Source organism: Paenarthrobacter nicotinovorans, from assembly GCF_007670255.1.
GTDB lineage: Bacteria > Actinomycetota > Actinomycetes > Actinomycetales > Micrococcaceae > Arthrobacter > Arthrobacter nicotinovorans_B.
The window spans coordinates 83,514-103,329 of sequence record NZ_SZVS01000005.1 but is presented as its reverse complement, the minus strand read 5'-3'; the positions used below and the strand labels follow the sequence as shown (position 1 = coordinate 103,329).

Below are 19,816 nucleotides of genomic sequence, written 5' to 3'. Positions count from 1 at the left end.
TGCACAGGCTCACCTGCCGCGGCCTCCCGGTTTGGTAGGCGGGCAAGGTGGCGCTGGCTACTTCTTGCCCGCCCTGACCGGGTGCTCACTCAGAATCGACAGGCGGTTGAAGGCGTTGATGCCGATCGCGGCCATGCAGATGACACTGATCTGCTCGTCGCTGTAGTGCTGGCGGGCTTGGGCAAAGAGTTCAGGACTGGGCCGGGACGTGCTCATCCGGGTAATCTGCTCGGCAATCTGCATGGCTACGACTTCGGCGGGCTCGAAGAGCTGCACTTCCTTGTAGACGGCAACCAAGGACAACCGTTGTTCAGTTTCCCCGTACTTCAGCGCCCGCCGATGATGCAGGTCCAGGCAAAACGCGCAGCCGTTGATCTGTGAGCACAGGTAATTGATGAGTTCCAGGGTCTGGCGTGAGATGCCAAGCCGGTCAGCCTCGTCAACCAGTTGCTGTGAATAGTGACTGAGCGTTGCGTAAAGGTCGGGTTGCTGCTTATCGAGGTAACCGGCGAGCCGGGGTTTCGTTTCCTGTTCGGGCATGGTTGGAGCCTAACCCACCCTGCAGCGGGGCCACCAAGTGAGCGAGGGATCGCCCCAAACGGGAGGGATGTGAGCGAGCGACCGCCCCAAACGGGAGGGATGTGAGCGAGGGTTGCTAGTCCCGGGCGTCCGGGATGTCGGCGGAGAGGCGGATGCCGTTCTCAGCCAGCCACACGGGGTTGAAAGCCTTGCTCATGTAATTCGTGCCGGCGTCGGGGGCTATTGCCACCACGACCGAGCCGTGAGGCGCTGCGCGGGCCACCCGTATCGCCGCCGCCACGGCGAGCCCGGACGACGGCCCCAGGGCCAGCCCTTCCTCATCGAGGAGCCGGTGGACGGTGGAGTAGACCTCGTCGTTGGGAATCCGGAGGAAGCGATCGACTATGGAGCGGTCGAAGATTTTGGGCCACTCTGCCTGCGGCCACGAGTTCCCCACCCCATCGACCAGGATCTCCCCGGGGTGCCCGCCGCTGTAGGCGGAACCGTAGGGGTCCGCGCCCACGACTTCCAGATGACCGCCGGGCCGTGCAGCCGCAACCTGTTCCTTCAGGTACCGCCCGTTTCCGCTGATGGTCCCGCCCGTACCGATCCCGGCCACAAAGTGCGTCACGAGGCCGCCGGTCTGTTCCCAGATCTCCGGCCCGGTCGTCTCATAATGGGCCAGCGGATTGGCCGGGTTGTCGAACTGCATGGGCCGCCATGCTCCCGGAGTCTCCTCGGTAATCCGGGCCGCCACGGCTCGGGCGTTCTCCGGGGACTCGGAGGGGGCGTTCCAATCCGTCAGGATCACCCGGGCGCCGTAGTTGTGGAGGGCAGCAAGTTTCTCCTGGGAAATCGTGTCTCCCGTGACCACCACGACCGGATGGCCCGTGAGGTGTCCGATCAGTGCCAGCCCGATACCGGTATTGCCGGACGTACTCTCAACGATCGTGGCACCGGGCTGCAGCTCCCCCGAACGCTCAGCCGCCCGCACCATGCTCAATGCCGTGCGGTCCTTGATGGAGCCTCCGGGGTTCTCGGACTCCAGCTTGATATGGATGGAACTGCCCAGCCCGCGGCTTAGCGCCTCCAACTTCACCAGCGGAGTGTTGCCAACCTTGTCCAAAACCGACGCATCGAGCCCATCAAGAGCCGCGGGCATGGCGTGCAGCCCATGTTTGCGGGTAGCCGTACTCATGACGTCTCCTCCTCAGTTTCAGGAAATAGTTGGTCCACGGCTTCCCGCAGGATCGTCCGTGCCCGCTCCACCAGCTCCGGCGCCGACGGCCGGTCCGCCAACACGTCGGCCAACCTGCCGACCACCAGCCCTGTCCCGTTTCCCAGAGGCTGCGCCGCTTCCGCTTCGAGCAAAAGGTACGACGCCGTCAGGGCCTCGATCGCGAGGAGCTTCTCGGCCGCATCAATGGACTTCTCCAGTTGCTGCAGGGCCAGTGGCGCCAACGTGGAGTGGTCCTCGACGTCGGCCGAGAGGGTGGGAGCACCCAAGGTCGCCGGGGCCGCCAGGAATTTGAGCTCGGCCAACAGTCCCGCCGCGGAATACCAGAGAAGCCCGGGCAGCTCCTCCTGGATCAATGCCGACGCCGATCCCGGCTCGGAGGATGCCGCTGCCAGGTGTCGGGCCCGGATGGCCCGCTGCGGTGGATACAGCTTGGCGATGCGTCGTTCGCTGGAAATGCCCACGTGCGCCAAGGCCAGCCGAAGCCCTTCAAAAGACAAGGCCAGCTGCATCGGTTGGAAGTTCCCGCCGGACACCATCGCACCGGACGCCACATCAACCAACGGGTTATCTCCCCGGCCATTCAGTTCCACTTCGAGGGCCGACCGCAGTTGCGACACCAGAGACCGGAACGCGCCGTGGGTTTGCGGCGCGGCACGGAACGACAACGCGTCCTGCACCGACACTTCCGGCCGGACATCCTCCAACCATCCCCCGCTCAACAGGCCGCGGACAGCGGCCGCCGAGTCGCCCTGCCCGTCCACTGCCTTGGCCGCCTGGATGGCCGGCGAAAAGGGACTGAGGTTCCCGCCGCCGTCGTACCTTGCGATGGTCTCCAGCGAAAGTGAAAGCGCGACGTCGGCCAACCGTGCCAGGTGCCGCAGGCGCACCAAGGCGAGGGTTCCGGCGCCAACGGAGAACGCGTTCGCGCTCACCAGGGCCAGGGCCTCACCGGCAGCGGGCTGGAGGGGTTGAAGGCCTGCGTCGGCGAGCGCTTTGGCGCCAGGAACCAGCAGGCCGGAGGCGTCGAACGCTTCGCCCTCCCCCAAGGCAACAGCGGCGACGGCGGCCAGTTGGGTCAGGTCGGACGAGCCCACCGAGCCCTCGCCCGGGATGGCAGGAAAGACGCCGCGGTTGAGCAGTTCAGCATAGAAGGCGGCGGTTTCCGGACGGACGCCGGAGCCGCCCCGACTGAAGCCTATGAGGCGGGCCAGGATCACTGAGCGGGCGGCAGTCCGGTCCAAGTACGGGCCAACCCCACTGTTGTGATACCGGACCACCTGTACTTGATAAGCCAGCAGCGACTTCTCCTCCACGTCGGTGTCCCGACCGGATCCGAGCAAGGTGTTCAGCCCGTAAACCCGCTGGCCGGACGCGGCAGTCTTTTCCACGACTTCCCGGGATCGCCGGAGCAAATTCAACGTATCTTGGTTGAGTTCCACGTGAAACGTTGGGTCAGCAGCCACCTTCGCGGCGATGAACGCCGAAACAGGGCCCGTCCCGATGCTGAAGGTTGCCACTAGAAATCCAAGAGATTCTGCCGGAAACCACCGTTGCCGTAGCTCGTCCTCAACAGGCCGCGGCGCCGCAGTTCAGGCGTGAGTTTGTCCAGAACGCCATGGACTGTCACGGGATCGACGAAGCCGGAGAACAGAAACCCATCTCCGCCCACAGCCGAGCCTGTTTCCTCGAGGTAGTCGGCAATTTCTCCCGCTGTGCCGATGATCGAGTCTCCCGCACCGCCGCTGCGTGCCTGCAGGATCTCGCGCAAGGTGGATCCGGGAGGGGCGGCCTTGGCAAAATGCTCCAGCGTGCCTTGGTTGCTGTTGGTGCTGAGCTCGGGAAGGGGCTGATCCAGGTCGAACTGCTTGAAGTCGATAACGGAGAGGTAGGAGATGGAATTGAGCTGGCTGTCGATGTCGCGCTGGGTCAGCTCCCGACGCTGGGCACGCAGCTCCTCTGCCTCCGCGGTGGAGCCCACCACGGTGGGCTTCAGCACGAAAAGTACCTTCACGTCGTCGGGGTTCCTGCCGGCCTTCGCGGCCTCGGCGCGGATGGAATCGCGGTATGACTTCATACCGTCAACCCCGCGGGCCAAGGCAATGGCAACATCCGCGTGGCCGCCGGCGAACGCCTTGCCTCGTGGTGAAGCCCCGGCCTGAACCAGGACAGGCTCCTCGGGCAAAGGCGCTGTGTTCAACGGACCCCGGACTTTGAAGAACTCGCCTTGATGGTTGATGGGGTGGACCTTGGTGTGGTCGGCGAACCTCCCGGCGTCCACATCCTCAAGCACGGCGCCAGGTTCCCAACTCCGCCAAAGCCGCCTGACGACGTCGACGAATTCCTCCGCCTTCTCATACCGGAGGTCGTGTTCGATTTGCTGGTCCAGGCCGTAGTTCTGTGCTGCGAGGTCGCTGCCCGAGGTGACCACGTTCCAGCCGAGTTGGCCCTCCGAAAAATGCTGCAGCGTCGCCAGCAGCCGGGCCGCGGTGAACGGTGGGTAGAAGGAGGCGCTGACGGTCGGCACAATTCCGAGGTGTTCCGTGGCAGACAGCAGATACGGAACCAGCGCCAGGGGATCGTGCTTGGGCGCAAAGGAGGCATGGGCCAGGGAGACCTCGGCTGTGCCACCGTAGGTATCCGGGACAGTCAGGGAATCCTCGATGATGAACAGGTCCAGCCCGGATCGCTCAAAGGCCCGGACAGCCTCCTGGTAGAGGGCAGGCTTCTTCCAGTCATAGCCCAGGCTGTAGCCGGGAGTCCCCCAACCTTGGACCCCGAAACCGTGGCCCACGAACCATCCAAAATGAAGCATGGGCTTGAGTGTAGAACTGCTCTGTCCGCTCACCGCGACCTGATTTCACACGAAGTTACAGGGGGTCGTACTGCGTCAATTATGCTCCCGGGAGGTCACATTTGGGGCCTGACTTCAGCGGCCCGCCCAGGGACCGGTTACGCAACATGACGACGGCGGCGCTGTCCCCAAATGCGGCGACGGCGCCTTGGATGTTACGTTTTTCTTGAGTAATGAGCACCAGCGTTAAGCCCTGACTTGCTGGTCGGCAACCCTCTCCCGCGGCGGGGTGCCTCAGGTGACTACTCGGCTTATTCGACACTTCGAACTGCAAGCGTGACTGAGGAGCACCACGAATGCCTGAACCCACTGAAGAAAAACTCGCGTATCGCCTGATCACCGGTCCCGACACCCGTGAATTCTGCGAACGCATCAGCAATGCCTTGGCCGAGGGCTACGTCCTGCACGGCAATCCCGCAGCAACCTTCAACGGCACCGACGTGATCGTCGCCCAGGCCGTGATCCTGCCTGCCGCCGTCGCCAGTTCCGACGCCGCAGTAGCAAGCGCCGTGGACGAGTTGGAAAACTACGAAGAATCATACGAGGGCCACGCATGAGCTACGCAGGTGACCTGAGCCCGCACGACGCGTGGGCCAAACTTGAACAAGGCGCCATCCTGGTGGACGTCCGCACTGAGGGCGAATGGGCCCACATCGGCATCCCCGACACCAAGGCCACCGAGAACGATCCCTTGTTCATCCAGTGGAACCTCGCCGGTGGCATCCCGAACTCACGTTTCATCGAGGAGCTGCAGCAGCAGGCTCCCGAAGCCGACGGCGTGGAGCTGGTGTTCCTCTGCCGCTCGGGCCAGCGCTCAATCGCCGCCGCCATCGCCGCCACGCAGGCCGGATTCACCGCCTACAACGTGCTGGAAGGCTTTGAGGGTGAGCCGGACCGTTATGGCGAACGTACTGTAAACGGCTGGAAGAACCGCGGCCTGCCTACCAACTTGGGGAACGACTAAAAGTGACATTCAATCCTGACGCCGCCGGCTGGAGCCCTGACACCCAGGCCGTCCGCGGTGGACTTGACCGTACCAACTTCCAGGAAACGGCCGAGCCCGTTTTCCTCAACTCCGGCTTCGTGTACGAATCCGCTGCCGCTGCGGAACGCGCCTTCACCGGCGAGGACGAACGCTTCGTCTACTCCCGCTACGGCAACCCGAGCGTGGCCACCTTCCAGGAGCGGCTCCGTCTGCTTGAAGGAACCGAGGCGTGCTTTGCGACGGCGTCCGGCATGTCCGCAGTGTTCACCGCCTTGGGTGCCCTGCTGGCTGCCGGCGACCGCGTGGTTGCCGCCCGTTCCCTCTTTGGTTCGTGCTTCGTGATCCTCAATGAGATCCTGCCGCGGTGGGGCGTGGAGACCGTCTTTGTCGACGGACCGGACTTGGAGCAGTGGCGCGAGGCCCTCTCCGAGCCGACCACCGCCGTCTTCTTCGAATCCCCGTCCAACCCGATGCAGGAGATCGTCGACATCGCGGCCGTCAGCGAACTGGCGCATGCCGCCGGGGCGACCGTCGTCGTCGACAACGTCTTTGCCACTCCCCTGCTGCAGCGCTGCGGCGACCTGGGCGCCGACGTCATTGTCTACTCGGGCACCAAGCACATCGATGGCCAGGGACGCGTCATGGGTGGCGCCATCCTGGGCACCAAGGAATACATCGACGGCCCGGTCAAGCAGCTCATGCGCCACACCGGCCCCTCGCTGTCCTCCTTCAATGCCTGGGTGCTTACCAAGGGCCTTGAGACCATAGGGCTGCGCGTGAACCACAGCTCGGCGTCGGCCCTGAAGATCGCCGAATGGCTTGAACAGCAGCCGGCCATCAGCTGGGTCAAATACCCGTGGCTGTTGTCGCACCCGCAGTACGAGCTCGCCACCAAGCAGATGAAGGCCGGCGGCACCGTGCTGACGTTCGAGCTCTCCCCCTCCGGTGGGCGCAGCGCCAAGGAAGCTGCGTTCGCGCTGCTCGATGGCCTGGGCGTCATCGACATCTCCAACAACCTGGGCGACTCCAAGTCCCTCATCACCCACCCGGCCACCACCACGCACCGGGCCATGGGTCCGGAGGGGCGTGCGGCCATCGGATTGTCCGACGGCGTGGTCCGTTTGTCCGTGGGTCTCGAGGACGTGGACGACCTCATCCTGGATCTGGAGAAGGCCCTCAAACAGGTCTAACCTTGCTGGCATGAGGCATCCATACCGCCGGGCGGGGGCTGTCATCGTTGCGGGTTCGGTGGTGTGGCTTGTGGGGATTTCTCCGGTGCCACGCGTGTACACCACGCTGGATCCGGCCGAGCGTTTGCGGCTGCTCGTCCACGGTGAACGGGGCTGGATCATCGGACATCATTTGGCCGCTGCGGGAACAGCCGCGGTGCCGCTCGGCATCGCGGCCTTTGCCGGCGCGCAACGTCCCGGCGCCTCCAAAACGTGGGCTTCCACGGCTGCTACGGCCTTGCTCGCAGGAGCTCCGCTTTTCATCTACAGCCTGAGCCGCCGCGCGTCGGACCTCGAGCGTTTCGCTTCATTCCGGGGATCCAACGCACCGTTCCTCGGTTACTCCTGGCTGCACGTGGCGGGTCTCGCGGCACTGGGAGGCAGCCTCCTGAAGTCCCCCGCCAAACGATGGGTGGGCATCACGGCGGCCGGGGTGGCCGCTGTTTCCGGAGTGGTCCTTGCAACGGCCAAAGACATTCCGCCCTTCGTCTTCTATCTCACTGAAGGGGCCGTGGGCACATATCTGATGACCTGGGCTGAAGACCCTGCGGACGCTGAACAGAAGGACGACTAGGGCCGCCGCACCCTTGTCATCATGGGAGAGGGGTCCTTGGGCCCGGCCGGAGCGCTGCCACGCACAGTCACTTTCGCAGCATGCGCAACGACGGCCGCAAGGGTTTCTTCGTCAGGAGGACTTCCGGGCGGAGTGGCCCCGTCGCGGTGCCTCCCGCTGTATCGTGCCGCAGCATCCCGCTGCTCGAGTGCGCCGTTGCCGCGCTCCAAGATCTCCGCAATACCGGACTTGACGAGCGTCAATTCACCCTGGTCATCCAAGACGGGGCTTAGGTAATCGACCAAAGCCCACACCACGTCCGCCGCAGGCTGGGGCCGGAAATCGCCGAAGTCCAGGAGGTCTCCGCGCAGCCCGGAATTGCTGGCCCGCCAACCCGCCATCCGCAGCAGGGCGGTCGGCACCGGGGTGGGGTCAACGCCGTCGAGCATTTCCAACGACGCCGTCTCCACCAGCGCCCGCACCAGCACAGCGATCAGCGCCGCGTCCTCGGCCCGTAGGCAGACGTCGGCCACCCGGACCTCCACCGTTGGGTGGTTTCTGGAAATCCTGGCGTCGAAGTAGACCATGCCCTCATCCAGGATGACCCCGGTATCAAGCAAGCGCTGCACCACGCGTCGATAGGCGGTCAGCGATCCGAAAAGGGAGGACGGACCAGACGTCGGCCACCGGTTCCACGCCTGCGTGCGGTAGCTGTCAAAGCCCGTGGGAAGTCCGCGCCAGTAGGGGGAATTCGCGGAGAGCGCCGTGAGGACGGCTAGCTTGTCCCGGATATGGTCCAGCACCACTACGCCTTCTTCGGGTGATTCCACGGACGTGTGCACGTGGAATCCGCAGGTCAGCTGCTCGGTAGCGATGATCCCGAAGTGGTCCAGCATGGCGGCGTAGCGCGGGTCCGGGGTGGTGTGGGTGTTCGAGGCCAGCGGAGAGGTCGCGATCGCAGCAACCCTTGCGCCGTGCTGCCGTGCGGCTTGGTCGGCCATCGCACGGCCGCAGCGGATCTGCTGGAGGATGTCGGCGTAACTGTGACACGGGCGTGTTTGCGTTTCGATTTGTTCCAGCTTGAGCTCCGGGCTGAGGCCGGTCGCCGTCGCGGGCTCGTCATGGCCAGCCAGAAGCGCATCCGCGAGGGCAAGGGGCGCGCCCGTCACCGGATCCACAATGAGCAGTTCTTCCTCCACCCCGAAAGTCCGCATGCTCCATTCTGCGTCACGAGTGGCTTTCCAGAACACAGGGTGGAGCGTGTGGTGCGGGCTGCGGCAATGGATTCTGCTGGATCATCGCCACTGGCAGCGGAGCCGACCCGCGGATTAGCGGGGTCACGCAAGCGGGCCAAGGCCGATGATCCGGCAGAATTGTCCACATACGCGAAGTTTCCGGATTGGGAAGGCACCAGCCCGTGGCTGACTGAATGCATGAACGCGTTCGAATTCCTGTCATCAGTAGGTGGCGTGGCCAAGGTGGGTCTTCTCAGGGCCCACGGGCACACCCCGGCGGACCTGAAGAAGCTCGAGGGAGCCTATCAACCACGGCACGGCATATGGGCTTTGCCATCCGCAGATTCGGAGTTTGTCTTCGCCCTCAAGAACAACGGACTTCTGACGTGCGCAAGCGCTGCCGTCCGCTATGGCCTCTGGATTAAGGACAAACCGGGAAGAGTTCACTTGGCCACCAAGCACAACAGAGGCCGGGGGTTTATCCGGCACGGCGGTCCAAGGCTCGGCCCGGAGTCCCATATGCCGGTCGCATCCCTGGAAGACACTGTCATTCACGCTCTTACGTGCCTACCGGAGGTCGACGCTATCGCCGTGGCCCAGTCCGCGATGAAAAACCGCGGAGTTTCGCGAGACGTCCTGGAGGGCGAGCTGCGGGCCAACTACTTCGGGAATGCGAGGAAACGACTCCGGATGGCCGATGGTTTATCCGAGTCCGTTCCGGAGATCAGCGCCCGTCTGCTCTTCGAATCAGAGGGTCTCTCATTCAGACGCCAAGTCCGTATCTCCGGCGTGGGCCGGGTGGACACCCTTATTGATGACTGGCTGATCGTGGAGGTCAATGGCTATCAATTCCACAGTTCAAGGGACGCGTGGCGGAAGGACATGGCCAGGTTGAACGCGGCGCAGGCAAGGGGTTTCAACATCCTGAGCTTTGCTCCCGAGCAGATCTGGAATTCCCCGGACGATGTCATGGCACAGATTCATGGGTTTCTTGCGAGGGGACGTCCACACACCCGGCCCTGTCCCTAAGTTTTCTGCTGGATCATCACGTGGAGAAGGAGGAGGCAAGCCCTTCACTCAGGCCTGCCTCCTATGTCTCACACTGGTGATCCAGCAGAATTCCCCGAAGATCAGTCCTGGAAGTACTCGACCTTTGCGCCGATGGTGTTCAGGCGCTCGGCCAAGTCCTCATAGCCGCGCTCAATCACGTAGATGTTGCGCAGCTCCGAGGTGCCCCGGGCCGCCAGCATCGCCAGCAACAGGCAGGCGGCGGGGCGCAGGGCAGGCGGGCAACCGACCTCGGCGGCACGCCACTTGGTAGGTCCGTTGACGTAGATCCTGTGCGGGTCCAGGAGCTGCACCTGGGCGCCGAGCTTGTTCAGTTCCGTCAGGTAAATGGCACGGTTCTCGTAGACCCAGTCGTGGATCATGGTCTGGCCCTCGGCATTGCCGGCGATGACGGCGAAGAAGGGCAGGTTGTCGATGTTGAGACCGGGGAACGGCATCGGGTGGATCTTGTCCTGCGGGGCATGGAGCTCCGAAGGCTTGGTGGTCACATCCACCAACCGGGTGCGGCCGTTGCGGGCCATGTATTCACCGGAGACCTCCAGTTTCTGGCCCATCTGCTCAAGGGTGGCCAGTTCGATCTCCATGAATTCAATGGGGACGCGGCGGATGGTGACCTCGGAGTTGGTCACGATGCCGGCGGTGATCAGGCTCATGGCCTCGATGGGGTCCTCGGACGGGAAGTACTCGATGTCCACGTCGATTGCCGGCCGGCCGGTGATCTTCAGCGTAGTGGTCCCGACGCCCTGGATATCAACACCCAAGCCCTCCAGGTAGAAGCAGAGGTCCTGGACCATGTAGTTCGGGCTGGCGTTGCGGATCACCGTGGTGCCTTCACGGTGGGCAGCGGCCATGATGGCGTTTTCCGTGACCGTGTCGCCGCGTTCGGTCAGGACGAAGGAGCGGTGGTGTCCGTCGGCCGGAGGAGCTGCCACGGAATAGAATCCGGATTTTGCTTCAACGGTCAGGCCGAACTCGCGCAGCGCCTGCATGTGGGGTTCAACGGTTCGGGTGCCGAGGTCGCATCCACCGGCGTACGGCAGCAGGTATTCGCTGGTCTCATCCAGGAGCGGTCCGAGCAGCATGATGACGCTGCGGGTACGGCGGGCGGCGTCGACATCCATCGATTCAAGATCCAGGACCTCGGGCCGGCGAATGCGCAGATCGCTGCCATTGAGCCAAGTGCATTCCACGCCGATGGATGTCAGGACTTCAACAATCCGGTTGACCTCTTCGATCCGTGCCAAACGGCGCAGGGTGGTGGTGCCGCGGTTGATGAGGCTGGCGCACAGCAGGGCCACTCCGGCGTTCTTGCTGCTGTTGACATCCACTTCGCCCGAAAGCGTCCGGCCGCCTTCCACCCGCAGGTGGGTCATCTGCGGTTTGCCTACTTTAACGATGGAACGGCCGAAGATCGCCTCGAGGCGTTCGATCATCCGGAGGCTCAGGTTCTGTTTACCTTGCTCCATCCGGGCGATTGCGCTTTGGCTGGTTCCCAGCTCAGTAGCCAACTGCCCCTGCGTCCAGCCCTTTTCTCCACGTGCATTGCGGAGCAGGAGGCCGACGTGTTCTGCGGTAGGTTGAGTCATACCCAAGAAATATCACAAATGAGTTAGAACTGGCTACTGAAACGCGGTTCGCGCGGCAAACGTCACAACCTACCCGTTTTATGCGATAACGAACGACGGCGGCGCGCAGCAAACGGCGGCGCGCAGCACCGGACGGAGATTTCCACATGGGCACCGCTACCCATTGTTTCCGTGGGAAGAGATGGCTGACCATGAACTGGAAACCACAGGGGGAAACATGCCTTTCTACGGCGCCGACGTCGACCAGCTCAAAGCACTCTCAAAGTCCCTGGCCAGCGGCGCCCTGGCGCTGTCCGGCCGGGCCCGGGAGCTTGACTCTCTCATCACCCGTAATGGTCATTGGCGCGGCAATGACTCAGAGCGTTTCGCGGCTGAATGGCAGGGCAGCCTTCGACCACTGCTGGAGAGGACCTCGCGGCAGATGGACGAGGCCTCCCGGTCAGTGCTGGCCAATGCAGACGAGCAATCTGCCGCATCCACGGATGGCGCACCTGGCTCCGCCGGCAAGGGTCCTGGGACTTTACCGACCGTCAAGGCGGGAACCGTAGCTGCCACGGATGACCATCGTCCGTCGCCCCAGGAAATACTGGAGCAGTACCAGGTCAGTGACGCCAAGACCACCAATTGGCCCGGCGACTGGGACCCGCTGCGCTTTGTGGTTGACCAAAGGGTGGTCACCGAAAAGGAAGCAGAACTGCTGAACGGCCTCGGGCCATTCGAGATGAACGCTTTCAAGGGCATCCACGATGACGCGTTCAGTGTTGCGGATGAGCGCTTCCCCAGCGCCGACCAGAACGATGACCAGAATGACGCCTTCCGGCACGCGTACTGGAACGCCCTGATGGTCAAGGAGTTCGGCGCTGAATGGGCTGAGGACTACGCCACGGCACACGAACAGCTGCCCGGAAACCCGGCTCCCCGCGAAGCCATGGATTTGTACAACAATGAAGTAGGCCGCAACGTGGCTATCGCCCACCCGGACGCCAGCGCTGAGGAGCTTGCCGATTTGATTGAGAAAGCCGTGAACAACGGCGATACCGTGGTGGTGGGGCCGGACCTCTTGCCGCACCCGTCCAACGAAGTTTCCATGGACCAAACGGGCGATGCGAACAACGCCGAACCGGCCCCGGGCAAGGACCCGGACTTCAACGACGAGTCGAGGACAACCTCGTGAGCGTCCCGCACCAACAACAAGCCCGACGGCGGTTGCGGACTTCCGCAGGCCGCGTCACTCTCGCCTGCCTGCTCACCTTGGCCTTGGCCTTGGCCTTCACTCTTGCCGCTTGTTCCCTGGGAGGAACCGTTATGCCCGAATCGAACGAGTCACTCAACAGCAAAGTGCTCGATTCCGCCACCAATGGCACTGCCTTGAAGCTGGCCGATGCCACGGACTTCGAGTGGGACCAGGCCGGGTTTGTCCTGTCGGGAACGCCGGCGAAGGACATCGAGAACGCCTTCGGCGAACCCCTCACCAAGGAGAACCGGTACACCGCATCACCGGCGCTGTTCGTGTTCCTGAAGGACGGTAAAGTGGCCAAGGCAGTCCGCATAGTCCCGGATGCGTTCTTCGGAGCCGACGCGAAGAAGAAGTATGGCCGGGACGTAGTGCTCACCCCTCCGGAAGGCAAAAAGGGCTTCCTGAACTGGCGCGAGTAAGGACCTAGGCCCGCCAGTAGCCCAACGCATCAATCCGATGCTTGTCCACGCCCAAGCCCTTCCGCAAATGCTTGACGATTGCCCGGGTACTTGACGCTTCGCACGCGATCCAGAAGAAGTCCTCCGCCACGGCCACGGAACCGGACGTCAGCGAACCGCACACCTCCTCAACCAGGGCAGCCCCGTCGCGTTTGCGCGGAATCCAGGTGACCACATCGGAAGCCGACGCCCGCACCTCAAGGGAGGGATCGGCGTCGTGCTGGTATTCAAGCCAGGCGGTGACTGGCGCCTCTCCCCGCGCGTCCAGCAGTGAGTTGATGGCGGGAATGGACGCAGGGTCACCCACTACCCAAATGCGGCGCGGCGCGGGCTGCGGAAAGCTGAACGAGCTGCCTTGGACGGTGGCGTCGATGGTGTCGCCGGCTTGGGCAGTGCGTGCCCAGTCAGCCGCCACCCCGCCGTGCATTGCGAAGTCCATGCTGAACGTGCCGGCGGCCGGATCCGTGTCCACCAGGGTGTAGGCGCGCTGATGGGCCTTGCCGGAGTCGTCGAACCACAGCCGGATCCACATGGTGGGGTGCAGGCCGCTGGCTTTCAGGAGTCCGCCGTCGCGGACGTGCACACGGAGGAAATCCGGCGTGATCTCTTCCCGGCCGGTGACCTCCAAGGTGAAATCCTTGGCACCCATGACCTTGAGCACTACGCCTTCCCAATTGCGCTTCAACCAGCACCCCTTCACGAACGGCCACAATTTGTGCGGGCAGCCGATGCCACCTATCTTGAACTTAAGTAAGCCTAACCTAAGCCAGAGAGCAGCCAGAGAACATGACGCCACCTTCCGCCCCGCCAGGTGGTCCCGGGAGCTACCGGGACAACTGGGGCATTCCGCATCTCTGGGCTGAATCGGCGGATGAACTCGCTTTCCACCAAGGCCGTAACGCAGCGGCGGACCGCTCATGGCAGATCGAGCTGGAACGCTGGCGGTCGGAAGGTCGCACCGCGGAAGTGCTAGGTCCCGACGCCGTGGCCTGGGACCGTTTTGTCCGGCAGGCCCGGCTCAATGACACGGCACGTCGCTGCTTCGACAAGCTCCCGCACCCGACCCGGCGCTGGTGTGCCCAGTACGTGGCCGGCATCAACCAGGCCCTGGACGACGGGCTCCGCGGCGGCCCGGAGTTCGATGAAGCCGACTGCACCCCGGAACCCTGGCTACCGTGGACCCCACTCGGCGTCTTCCTGGTGCACCATATCCTCTTCTCGACGTTCCCCAACAAGATGTTCCGCGCCCACGTCGCCCGGACCCTCGGTGAAAATGCCGTCGACCTGTTCAGCATCGAAGCCCCGGTCTGGTCCGGAAGCAACGCCTGGGCCGCCCACGGTTCCACGACGGCGAGCGGGCAGCCGTTGATCGCCGGAGACCCCCACCGCCTCATGGAGCTGCCCGGCGTGTACCAGCAGGTGCGGCTCGCGTGCCCGGAATTCGACGTCGTGGGCTTCGCGTTCCCCGGCGTCCCGGGCTTGCCGCACTTCGCCCACACCGGCCACGCTGCTTGGGCCGTCACCAACGCCATGGCAGATTACCAGGACCTCTTCGTGGAGGAACTCCGCCGGATCCGGGACGCCGACGGCGAACACATCGAGGCCCGCGGCCCGGAAGGCTGGGAAACCGCCGTCGTGGGTTCCGAGACCATCAGGGTCCGCGGCGGCGACGCCGTCATTGTCGAGATCATCGAGACTGCCCGAGGCCCGGTGATCTCTGAAACGCCCGACGGCGGCGCACTGAGTTTGCGCTTTCCGGCGCGCGTTGAGGGGCGGTTGGGGTTCGAGGCCCTCCTGCCGCTGCTTCGGAGCCGGAGCGTCGTCGACGTTGAAGCTGCCTTCGATGGCTGGGTGGAGCCCGTCAACAGCGTGGTGGCCGCGGATTCCTCCGGTGCGGTGAGGCATTTCGTTGCCGGACTGGTCCCACAGCGCAATCCCGCAAACCGCCGTTTGCCCGCACCGGCGCCTTCAGCGCGTCACGCCTGGGACGGGCACTACGCAGCGTTGCCCCGCACCGAGGTCCAGCGGTTCGCCGTGAGCGCCAACGACCGCGCGGCCGGAGGCGGAGACACCGTAGCCATGGAGTTCGCGCCCGCCCATCGTGCCGCACGCATCCGGCACTTGCTGGACTCCGCTCCTGCGGGAACGCTCACTGTGGACGATATGCAGGCCATCCACACTGACACGTTGCTGGGTCCTTGGCCCGTCTTCCGGCGGATTCTGAGCTCAATGCACCCTGGCGCGCTCTCCCTGAAGGCAGCGGACGTGAGGGCACAACTCCTGGCCTGGGATGGCCGGATGGACGCGGACAGCCAGCCAGCGGCGCTCTTCGCTGCTTGGCGCGGTGCTGTGGTCCAGCGCTTCCATGGGCATGCGGCTCTGGCTCCGTTGAACACGCCCAGCGGATACTCCCCCTTGTTCGGGCCGTGGTTGTCGGTGGCATCGCGCATCGGCTTCGCGCTGGAGACACTGCTGGCCCGGGCCCCGGAACTGGGCATCGACGTGAACACGGAAGCTGTGGCGGCGTTGGAGGACACGGCACTGGAAGTCGTTTCGCTGGACCGGGCATCCTGGGGTGACCGGCACAAGCTGTTGGCAGTTCACGTCCTCCCCGAGGCTCTCGCGGCAAGCGTGCCCACGTCCGGCCTGGGCGGAGATACCGGTTGCGTGCTGAGCACCGAAAGCCTCCCTGGCGTGGAGGACCGAAGTTTCAGGGGTCCTGTGGCCCGCTATGTCTGGGACCTGGGCGATCGGGCCGGCAGCCGCTGGGTCGTTCCTTTTGGAGCCGCAGGCACCCCCGGCCACAGGCACTTCGCAGACCAACTCCCGCTGTGGACTGACGGCCGGCTGGTCCCCGTGGCCACCGACTGGTCCGCCCTGGCCAAAGACACCCCCTGACAGCGGCACCGGCCGCATCAACCGAAGGAAACCATGACCACCACCGCACAGGATTTCTCTGCCCGCACCACCGTCTACGCCGAGGAGCTCGACGGCTGGGGCCCGCTGCGGATCGTTCCCCTGATCCCGGCCGAGGACATCGGACTCATCCACGAGTGGGTCTCGCAGCCCAGGGCCAGGTTCTGGGGCATGACGGAGAAGCCGCGTGAGGAAGTACTGGGCATCTACGAATTCCTTGACTCACTGGACACCCACCACGCGTTCCTGGTGATCCTCGACGGCGAACCGCTGGCTTTGTTCCAGACCTATGAGCCGTTGCACGACCCCGTGGGAGAGGCCTATCCGGCCCGGGCCGAGGACATCGGAATGCACCTCCTGCTCGCCCCGGCCACCCGACCCATCCCGCACTTCACGCCCCGCCTGGCAACCTCGCTCATCAAGTACATGTTCTCCGTACCGGGCAAGGACAGGATCGTCGTGGAACCGGATGCCCGCAACGCCAAAGCCCTTCGCCGGCTCGAAGCCACCTGCTTCGAATTGGGCCCGATCATCCAGCTGGAAGAAAAGGAAGCCCAACTGGGCTTCCTGACCCGCGCCGGCTTCGAGGAAATCCAGCGCCAGCGCTAGGCAGCTAGCGCCAGACGAAGCTCCACGTCCCGGCACCCACAGCGGTCAGCACAGCGGCCGCGGCAACCAGCACCCCGCCGAGCACCACCCACACGTCCAGGAGTGAGTAGGTGGATTCGCGCGCCCAGGTCCGTTGTCCGCCCCCGAAGCCGCGCGCTTCCATGGTCACGGCCAATCTCGAAGCCCGCCGGACAGCCTGGACCAGCAGACCGAAACTCTGCCCCAGCGTCGCCTTGAGCCTCTGCAGCGGGCTGCCCTGAGAGCCGACACCCCGGGCGCGTCGGGCCATTCCGATGGTCTGCCATTCCTCCGCCATGAGGCCCACCAGCCTCATGGCAGCAAGGGAACCAAGGACAAAGCGGTGCGGCAGCCTCGCTTTCTGGGCCAAGGCGTCGGCAAGGTCGGTCGGGTCTGTGCACGACATCAGCAGGATCGCCGGGAGGGCGATCGCCAAGCCGCGCAGCATGAAACCCAGCCCCAGCTGAAGGGAACCTTCGCTGATGGACCAGAGTCCGACGTCGAGCAGTACAGCGCCGCTGTCGGCGGCCACAATGGCGGTGCTCCAGCCCCCGATCACTGCCGCGATGATCAGCGGCCACGCGCGAAGCCACAACAGCCGCAACGTCAGGCCGGCCAACGGGAAAAGTGCCAGTTCCGCAATCAGCGCAGTGGATGCCGAAACCCAGTCGATGGACAGGGCCAGCACCAGCGAGATGAAGAATACGGCCACGAACTTCGCCAGGGGGTTCGCCCGGGTCAGGAGTGCGTGGTTTCCGCTCAGGTTCAGGGCATCCCTCACGCGGCACCCGCTTCCCGATGCGCTGCTTCGCCCTGTGTTGCCGGCCCCGGCCGCAGCTCCGTCCCGCCCAGGACCGCGCTGAACTCCTGATCGTGGGTCACCGACACGACGGCCGTCCCGGCATCGAGCAGCTCCGAAAGGAACGACGCCAGCTCTGCCCAGGTATTGGCGTCCTGACCGAACGTGGGCTCATCCAGGACCAGCACCTTGGGGTGGGCTGCCAGCACTGTGGCTACTGAGAGCCTCCGCTTCTCCCCGCCGGACAAGGTGTAGGGATTCGCGTCCACCAAATGGCCCAGCCTCAACCGCTCCACGAGTTCGTCAACGCGCTCTTCGCCGTGGCCGAGGTGCCTGGGGCCGAACATGAGCTCGTCCAGGACTTTGCCGGTGACGAATTGGTGCTCCGGCTCCTGGAAGACAGTGCCAATCCGGGAGATCAGCTGATCGGCTTTCCATTTGTACGGGTCAATGCCCGCTCCTTGTGAAAGCTCGACGCCGGCACTCACCGCGCCGTCCACCGGCGCCAGAAGACCAGCCAAGGTGAGTGCGAAGGTGGACTTGCCGGCCCCGTTCGGCCCGGTAATGGTCAGTGCCTGGCCGGCCCTGACCTGGGCCGTGATGTCTTTCTGCGCGGGAACGGGCGGGATGGTCCTGAAGCCCTTCCGCTTGGGCTTTTCCCGGGAAACCGCCAAGTCCTGGGCCACGAGGAGCAGCTCGCGGGGACCGTCCGCCTGCAGCCGTGCCCGGGTCGCGGGAACGTAACCGGGTACCCATACGCCCGCTGCCATCAGCATGGATCGTGCCTCGGAGAGAACCTGGTCCGGCGGCCCGTCCAGCAGTGTTCCCCCACCGGCAGAACCGGGCTGCAGGACCACGATCCGGTCCACCAGGTCCTTCCACACGGACACCCTGTGCTCCACGACCACCAGCGTGGCACCGGTCTTGTCCAGGCAGCGGCGCACCGCGTCCCGGACCTCCAGTACGCCTGCGGGGTCAAGGTTGGCCGTGGGCTCGTCGAGCAGGATCAGCCCGGGCCGCATCGCCAGAATGCCCGCCAACGCGAGCCGCTGCTTCTGGCCACCGGAGAGTGCCGCCGTCGGGTGGTCCAACGCCAAACCGCCGCAGGCAGCGGTACGCAAGCCGACGTCGTCGAGCGCTTCATGCACGCGGGACCAGATCTCGTCCCGGGGCACAGCCAAGTTCTCCGCACCGAAGGCGACGTCGTCGCCCACGCGCGAGAGGATCACCTGGGTTTCGGGGTCCTGCTGCATCAGCCCCGCCCGGCCACGGGACTCGCGGGGCGCGACGCTGTCGATCAGCAGCGAGCCGGTCTCGTCCGAGTCGTCTTCCTCATCACCCAGCACCCCGGCCAGGGCGTGCAGGAGCGTGGACTTGCCGACCCCGGAAGGGCCCAGCAGGAGGACCCGCTCCCCCGGCTCGATCCGCAGGTCCAGGCCCTGGATGGCAGGCGTGGAGCGCCCGGCATGCCGCCACCCCCACCCCTCGGCGGTAATGGCGGCAGGCTTGACCGTACCGCTCTGTGTAGCGGGCATCAGCTGAAGACTGGCTCCGAAGCGGCCTTGCGCGAGGCGAAGGAGCTGAGAACGCCCGTCTTCGCCAGACCGCGGGTGGCCACCCAGGAAAGGGCCCCTGCGATGATCGCGCCGGAAAGCGTGCAGAACGCGATGTAGGTGAGCTTGTCGATGGCCTCATAGGCGATGTTCCAGCCCCACGGGAGGAAGGAGTCGTTGAGGCCGCAGAAGAGTCCGGCACCTGCACCCGCGAGAAGCGACGTGGGCAGGTTGAACTTCTTGTAGCGGAACGCCGCGAAGATGAGCTCGGCGCCGAGGCCCTGCAGGATGCCGGAGATCAGCACCGTGGTGCCGTACTGCGAGCCCATGATGAGTTCGCCGGTGGCGGCCACAGCCTCGCAGAACAGGGCTGCGCCGGGCTTGCGGATAATGAGCATGCCCAGGACGGCGGGGATCATCCAGCCACCGGCGATGAGGCCGGTCAAGGGCGGGTAGGCCGCGTTCATGGGGATGGATACGATCGCGGCGCCCTGGGACCAGGCCCAGAAGATGACACCGCCGGCGATGGCGATGAGGGCTGCCACTACGATGTCTACAACTCGCCAGCCGTAACTGGTCTTCTTCACGTTTACCGTGGTCATTTTTCTGCCTCCTGAGGTTACAGGAGGGGAAAGTGCTCCCCGGTTTCCGGCCGGCGTGCGCCGTCCGGACCCGGACACTCTGAGAAGCTCGACTCCCTTGCGCCGGTACTAACCGGATCAGGTTCGAGGGTCTGCGGCTGTCCGCACTCTCAGCGCCCTCGCGTCTCCTGCGTGGTGCAGGATTCGACGGCGGCGCTCCCCTGTCGTTATCAAATCTGCCCTGATGGGCTGGTTCAGTTTACACCTTGGCGTGCTTGGGAGGCCGGGCCAGACGGGGTAGGCGGGGTCACATTCCGTCCTTGCCGTTGCGAGGCCCGCTCTGCGCCCCATTCCACGCTCGTAGCACGCAGAGCAGGCC

Annotated in this window: 19 protein-coding genes and 2 riboswitches; of the genes, 9 read left to right on the top strand and 10 right to left on the bottom strand. The window is 64.7% G+C overall.

Annotated features, from left to right (window positions below; all coding sequences use genetic code 11):
• Nucleotides 1-57: 57 nt before the first annotated feature.
• The 4 genes from FDP28_RS09465 to FDP28_RS09450 form a co-directional block, all read right to left on the bottom strand.
• Nucleotides 58-540 (bottom strand): carboxymuconolactone decarboxylase family protein, encoded by a 483-nt coding sequence (locus tag FDP28_RS09465; protein WP_144661021.1) that lies wholly within the window; start codon nt 538-540, stop codon nt 58-60.
• A gap of 115 nt (nt 541-655) precedes the next feature.
• On the bottom strand, nt 656-1,717 hold the full coding sequence (locus tag FDP28_RS09460) for a PLP-dependent cysteine synthase family protein (RefSeq protein WP_144661018.1): 1,062 nt from the start codon (nt 1,715-1,717) through the stop codon (nt 656-658).
• Entirely contained in the window at nt 1,714-3,276 is a 1,563-nt protein-coding gene (locus FDP28_RS09455; protein WP_144661015.1) for an aromatic amino acid ammonia-lyase, read from the bottom strand. The genes FDP28_RS09460 and FDP28_RS09455 overlap by 4 nt, the downstream gene beginning before the upstream one ends.
• Nucleotides 3,276-4,604, bottom strand: a complete 1,329-nt coding sequence (locus FDP28_RS09450; protein ID WP_144661012.1) for an NtaA/DmoA family FMN-dependent monooxygenase — start codon at nt 4,602-4,604, stop codon at nt 3,276-3,278. The genes FDP28_RS09455 and FDP28_RS09450 overlap by 1 nt, the downstream gene beginning before the upstream one ends.
• Before the next feature lie 175 nt (nt 4,605-4,779).
• A riboswitch (SAM riboswitch) is annotated at nt 4,780-4,893 on the top strand.
• Nucleotides 4,894-4,906: 13 nt separating this feature from the next.
• Between FDP28_RS09450 and FDP28_RS09445 the strand changes: the two genes are divergently transcribed.
• Genes FDP28_RS09445 through FDP28_RS09430 form a run of 4 tightly spaced genes read left to right on the top strand, consistent with a single transcriptional unit; the run spans nt 4,907 to nt 7,398 of the window.
• Nucleotides 4,907-5,167: a DUF1737 domain-containing protein gene (locus tag FDP28_RS09445; RefSeq protein ID WP_144661009.1), complete on the top strand. Its 261-nt coding sequence runs from the start codon at nt 4,907-4,909 to the stop codon at nt 5,165-5,167.
• Nucleotides 5,164-5,574, top strand: a complete 411-nt coding sequence (locus tag FDP28_RS09440; protein ID WP_144661006.1) for a rhodanese-like domain-containing protein — start codon at nt 5,164-5,166, stop codon at nt 5,572-5,574. Before FDP28_RS09445 ends, FDP28_RS09440 begins: the two co-directional genes overlap by 4 nt.
• 2 nt (nt 5,575-5,576) lie before the next feature.
• Nucleotides 5,577-6,785: an O-succinylhomoserine sulfhydrylase gene (locus tag FDP28_RS09435; protein ID WP_144661003.1), complete on the top strand. Its 1,209-nt coding sequence runs from the start codon at nt 5,577-5,579 to the stop codon at nt 6,783-6,785.
• Between the two features lie 10 nt (nt 6,786-6,795).
• The gene (locus FDP28_RS09430) at nt 6,796-7,398 is read left to right on the top strand and encodes a hypothetical protein (RefSeq protein ID WP_144661000.1); all 603 of its coding nucleotides are present in this window, start codon (nt 6,796-6,798) and stop codon (nt 7,396-7,398) included.
• Here the strand turns inward: FDP28_RS09430 and FDP28_RS09425 are convergent.
• Complete coding sequence (locus tag FDP28_RS09425; protein WP_144660997.1) at nt 7,395-8,591, bottom strand: glutamate--cysteine ligase 2; 1,197 nt, start codon at nt 8,589-8,591, stop codon at nt 7,395-7,397. The genes FDP28_RS09430 and FDP28_RS09425 overlap by 4 nt on opposite strands.
• A 255-nt stretch (nt 8,592-8,846) precedes the next feature.
• Between FDP28_RS09425 and FDP28_RS09420 the strand changes: the two genes are divergently transcribed.
• On the top strand, nt 8,847-9,641 hold the full coding sequence (locus tag FDP28_RS09420; RefSeq protein ID WP_186313576.1) for a DUF559 domain-containing protein: 795 nt from the start codon (nt 8,847-8,849) through the stop codon (nt 9,639-9,641).
• 101 nt (nt 9,642-9,742) lie between these two features.
• Here FDP28_RS09420 and FDP28_RS09415 read toward each other — a convergent pair whose 3' ends face one another.
• Nucleotides 9,743-11,266: a UDP-N-acetylglucosamine 1-carboxyvinyltransferase gene (locus tag FDP28_RS09415; RefSeq protein ID WP_144660991.1), complete on the bottom strand. Its 1,524-nt coding sequence runs from the start codon at nt 11,264-11,266 to the stop codon at nt 9,743-9,745.
• A 181-nt stretch (nt 11,267-11,447) separates the two neighbouring features.
• Here FDP28_RS09415 and FDP28_RS09410 point away from each other — a divergent pair, with 181 nt between their 5' ends.
• Nucleotides 11,448-12,440: a WXG100 family type VII secretion target gene (locus FDP28_RS09410; protein WP_186313575.1), complete on the top strand. Its 993-nt coding sequence runs from the start codon at nt 11,448-11,450 to the stop codon at nt 12,438-12,440.
• A complete protein-coding gene (locus tag FDP28_RS09405) occupies nt 12,437-12,922 on the top strand; it encodes a hypothetical protein (RefSeq protein ID WP_144660985.1) in 486 nt (161 codons plus the stop codon). The genes FDP28_RS09410 and FDP28_RS09405 overlap by 4 nt, the downstream gene beginning before the upstream one ends.
• Nucleotides 12,923-12,926: 4 nt before the next feature.
• On the opposite strand, the gene FDP28_RS09400 is transcribed toward FDP28_RS09405, so the two are convergent.
• Nucleotides 12,927-13,646: a siderophore-interacting protein gene (locus FDP28_RS09400; protein ID WP_144660980.1), complete on the bottom strand. Its 720-nt coding sequence runs from the start codon at nt 13,644-13,646 to the stop codon at nt 12,927-12,929.
• Nucleotides 13,647-13,747: 101 nt separating this feature from the next.
• On the opposite strand from FDP28_RS09400, the gene FDP28_RS09395 reads away from it, so the two are divergent.
• Together FDP28_RS09395 and FDP28_RS09390 are read left to right on the top strand one after the other, a co-directional pair.
• Nucleotides 13,748-15,859, top strand: a complete 2,112-nt coding sequence (locus FDP28_RS09395; RefSeq protein WP_144660977.1) for a penicillin acylase family protein — start codon at nt 13,748-13,750, stop codon at nt 15,857-15,859.
• 33 nt (nt 15,860-15,892) lie between these two features.
• Nucleotides 15,893-16,486: a GNAT family N-acetyltransferase gene (locus FDP28_RS09390; RefSeq protein ID WP_144660973.1), complete on the top strand. Its 594-nt coding sequence runs from the start codon at nt 15,893-15,895 to the stop codon at nt 16,484-16,486.
• Nucleotides 16,487-16,490: 4 nt separating this feature from the next.
• Here FDP28_RS09390 and FDP28_RS09385 read toward each other — a convergent pair whose 3' ends face one another.
• The 3 genes from FDP28_RS09385 to FDP28_RS09375 are packed head-to-tail and all read right to left on the bottom strand — an operon-like array spanning nt 16,491 to nt 19,458.
• The gene (locus FDP28_RS09385; protein WP_144660970.1) at nt 16,491-17,285 is read right to left on the bottom strand and encodes an energy-coupling factor transporter transmembrane component T family protein; all 795 of its coding nucleotides are present in this window, start codon (nt 17,283-17,285) and stop codon (nt 16,491-16,493) included.
• On the bottom strand, nt 17,282-18,838 hold the full coding sequence (locus FDP28_RS09380) for an ABC transporter ATP-binding protein (protein ID WP_144660967.1): 1,557 nt from the start codon (nt 18,836-18,838) through the stop codon (nt 17,282-17,284). Before FDP28_RS09380 ends, FDP28_RS09385 begins: the two co-directional genes overlap by 4 nt.
• Nucleotides 18,838-19,458 (bottom strand): ECF transporter S component, encoded by a 621-nt coding sequence (locus tag FDP28_RS09375; RefSeq protein ID WP_144660964.1) that lies wholly within the window; start codon nt 19,456-19,458, stop codon nt 18,838-18,840. The genes FDP28_RS09380 and FDP28_RS09375 overlap by 1 nt, the downstream gene beginning before the upstream one ends.
• A gap of 76 nt (nt 19,459-19,534) precedes the next feature.
• A riboswitch (TPP riboswitch) is annotated at nt 19,535-19,670 on the bottom strand.
• Nucleotides 19,671-19,816: the final 146 nt, after the last annotated feature.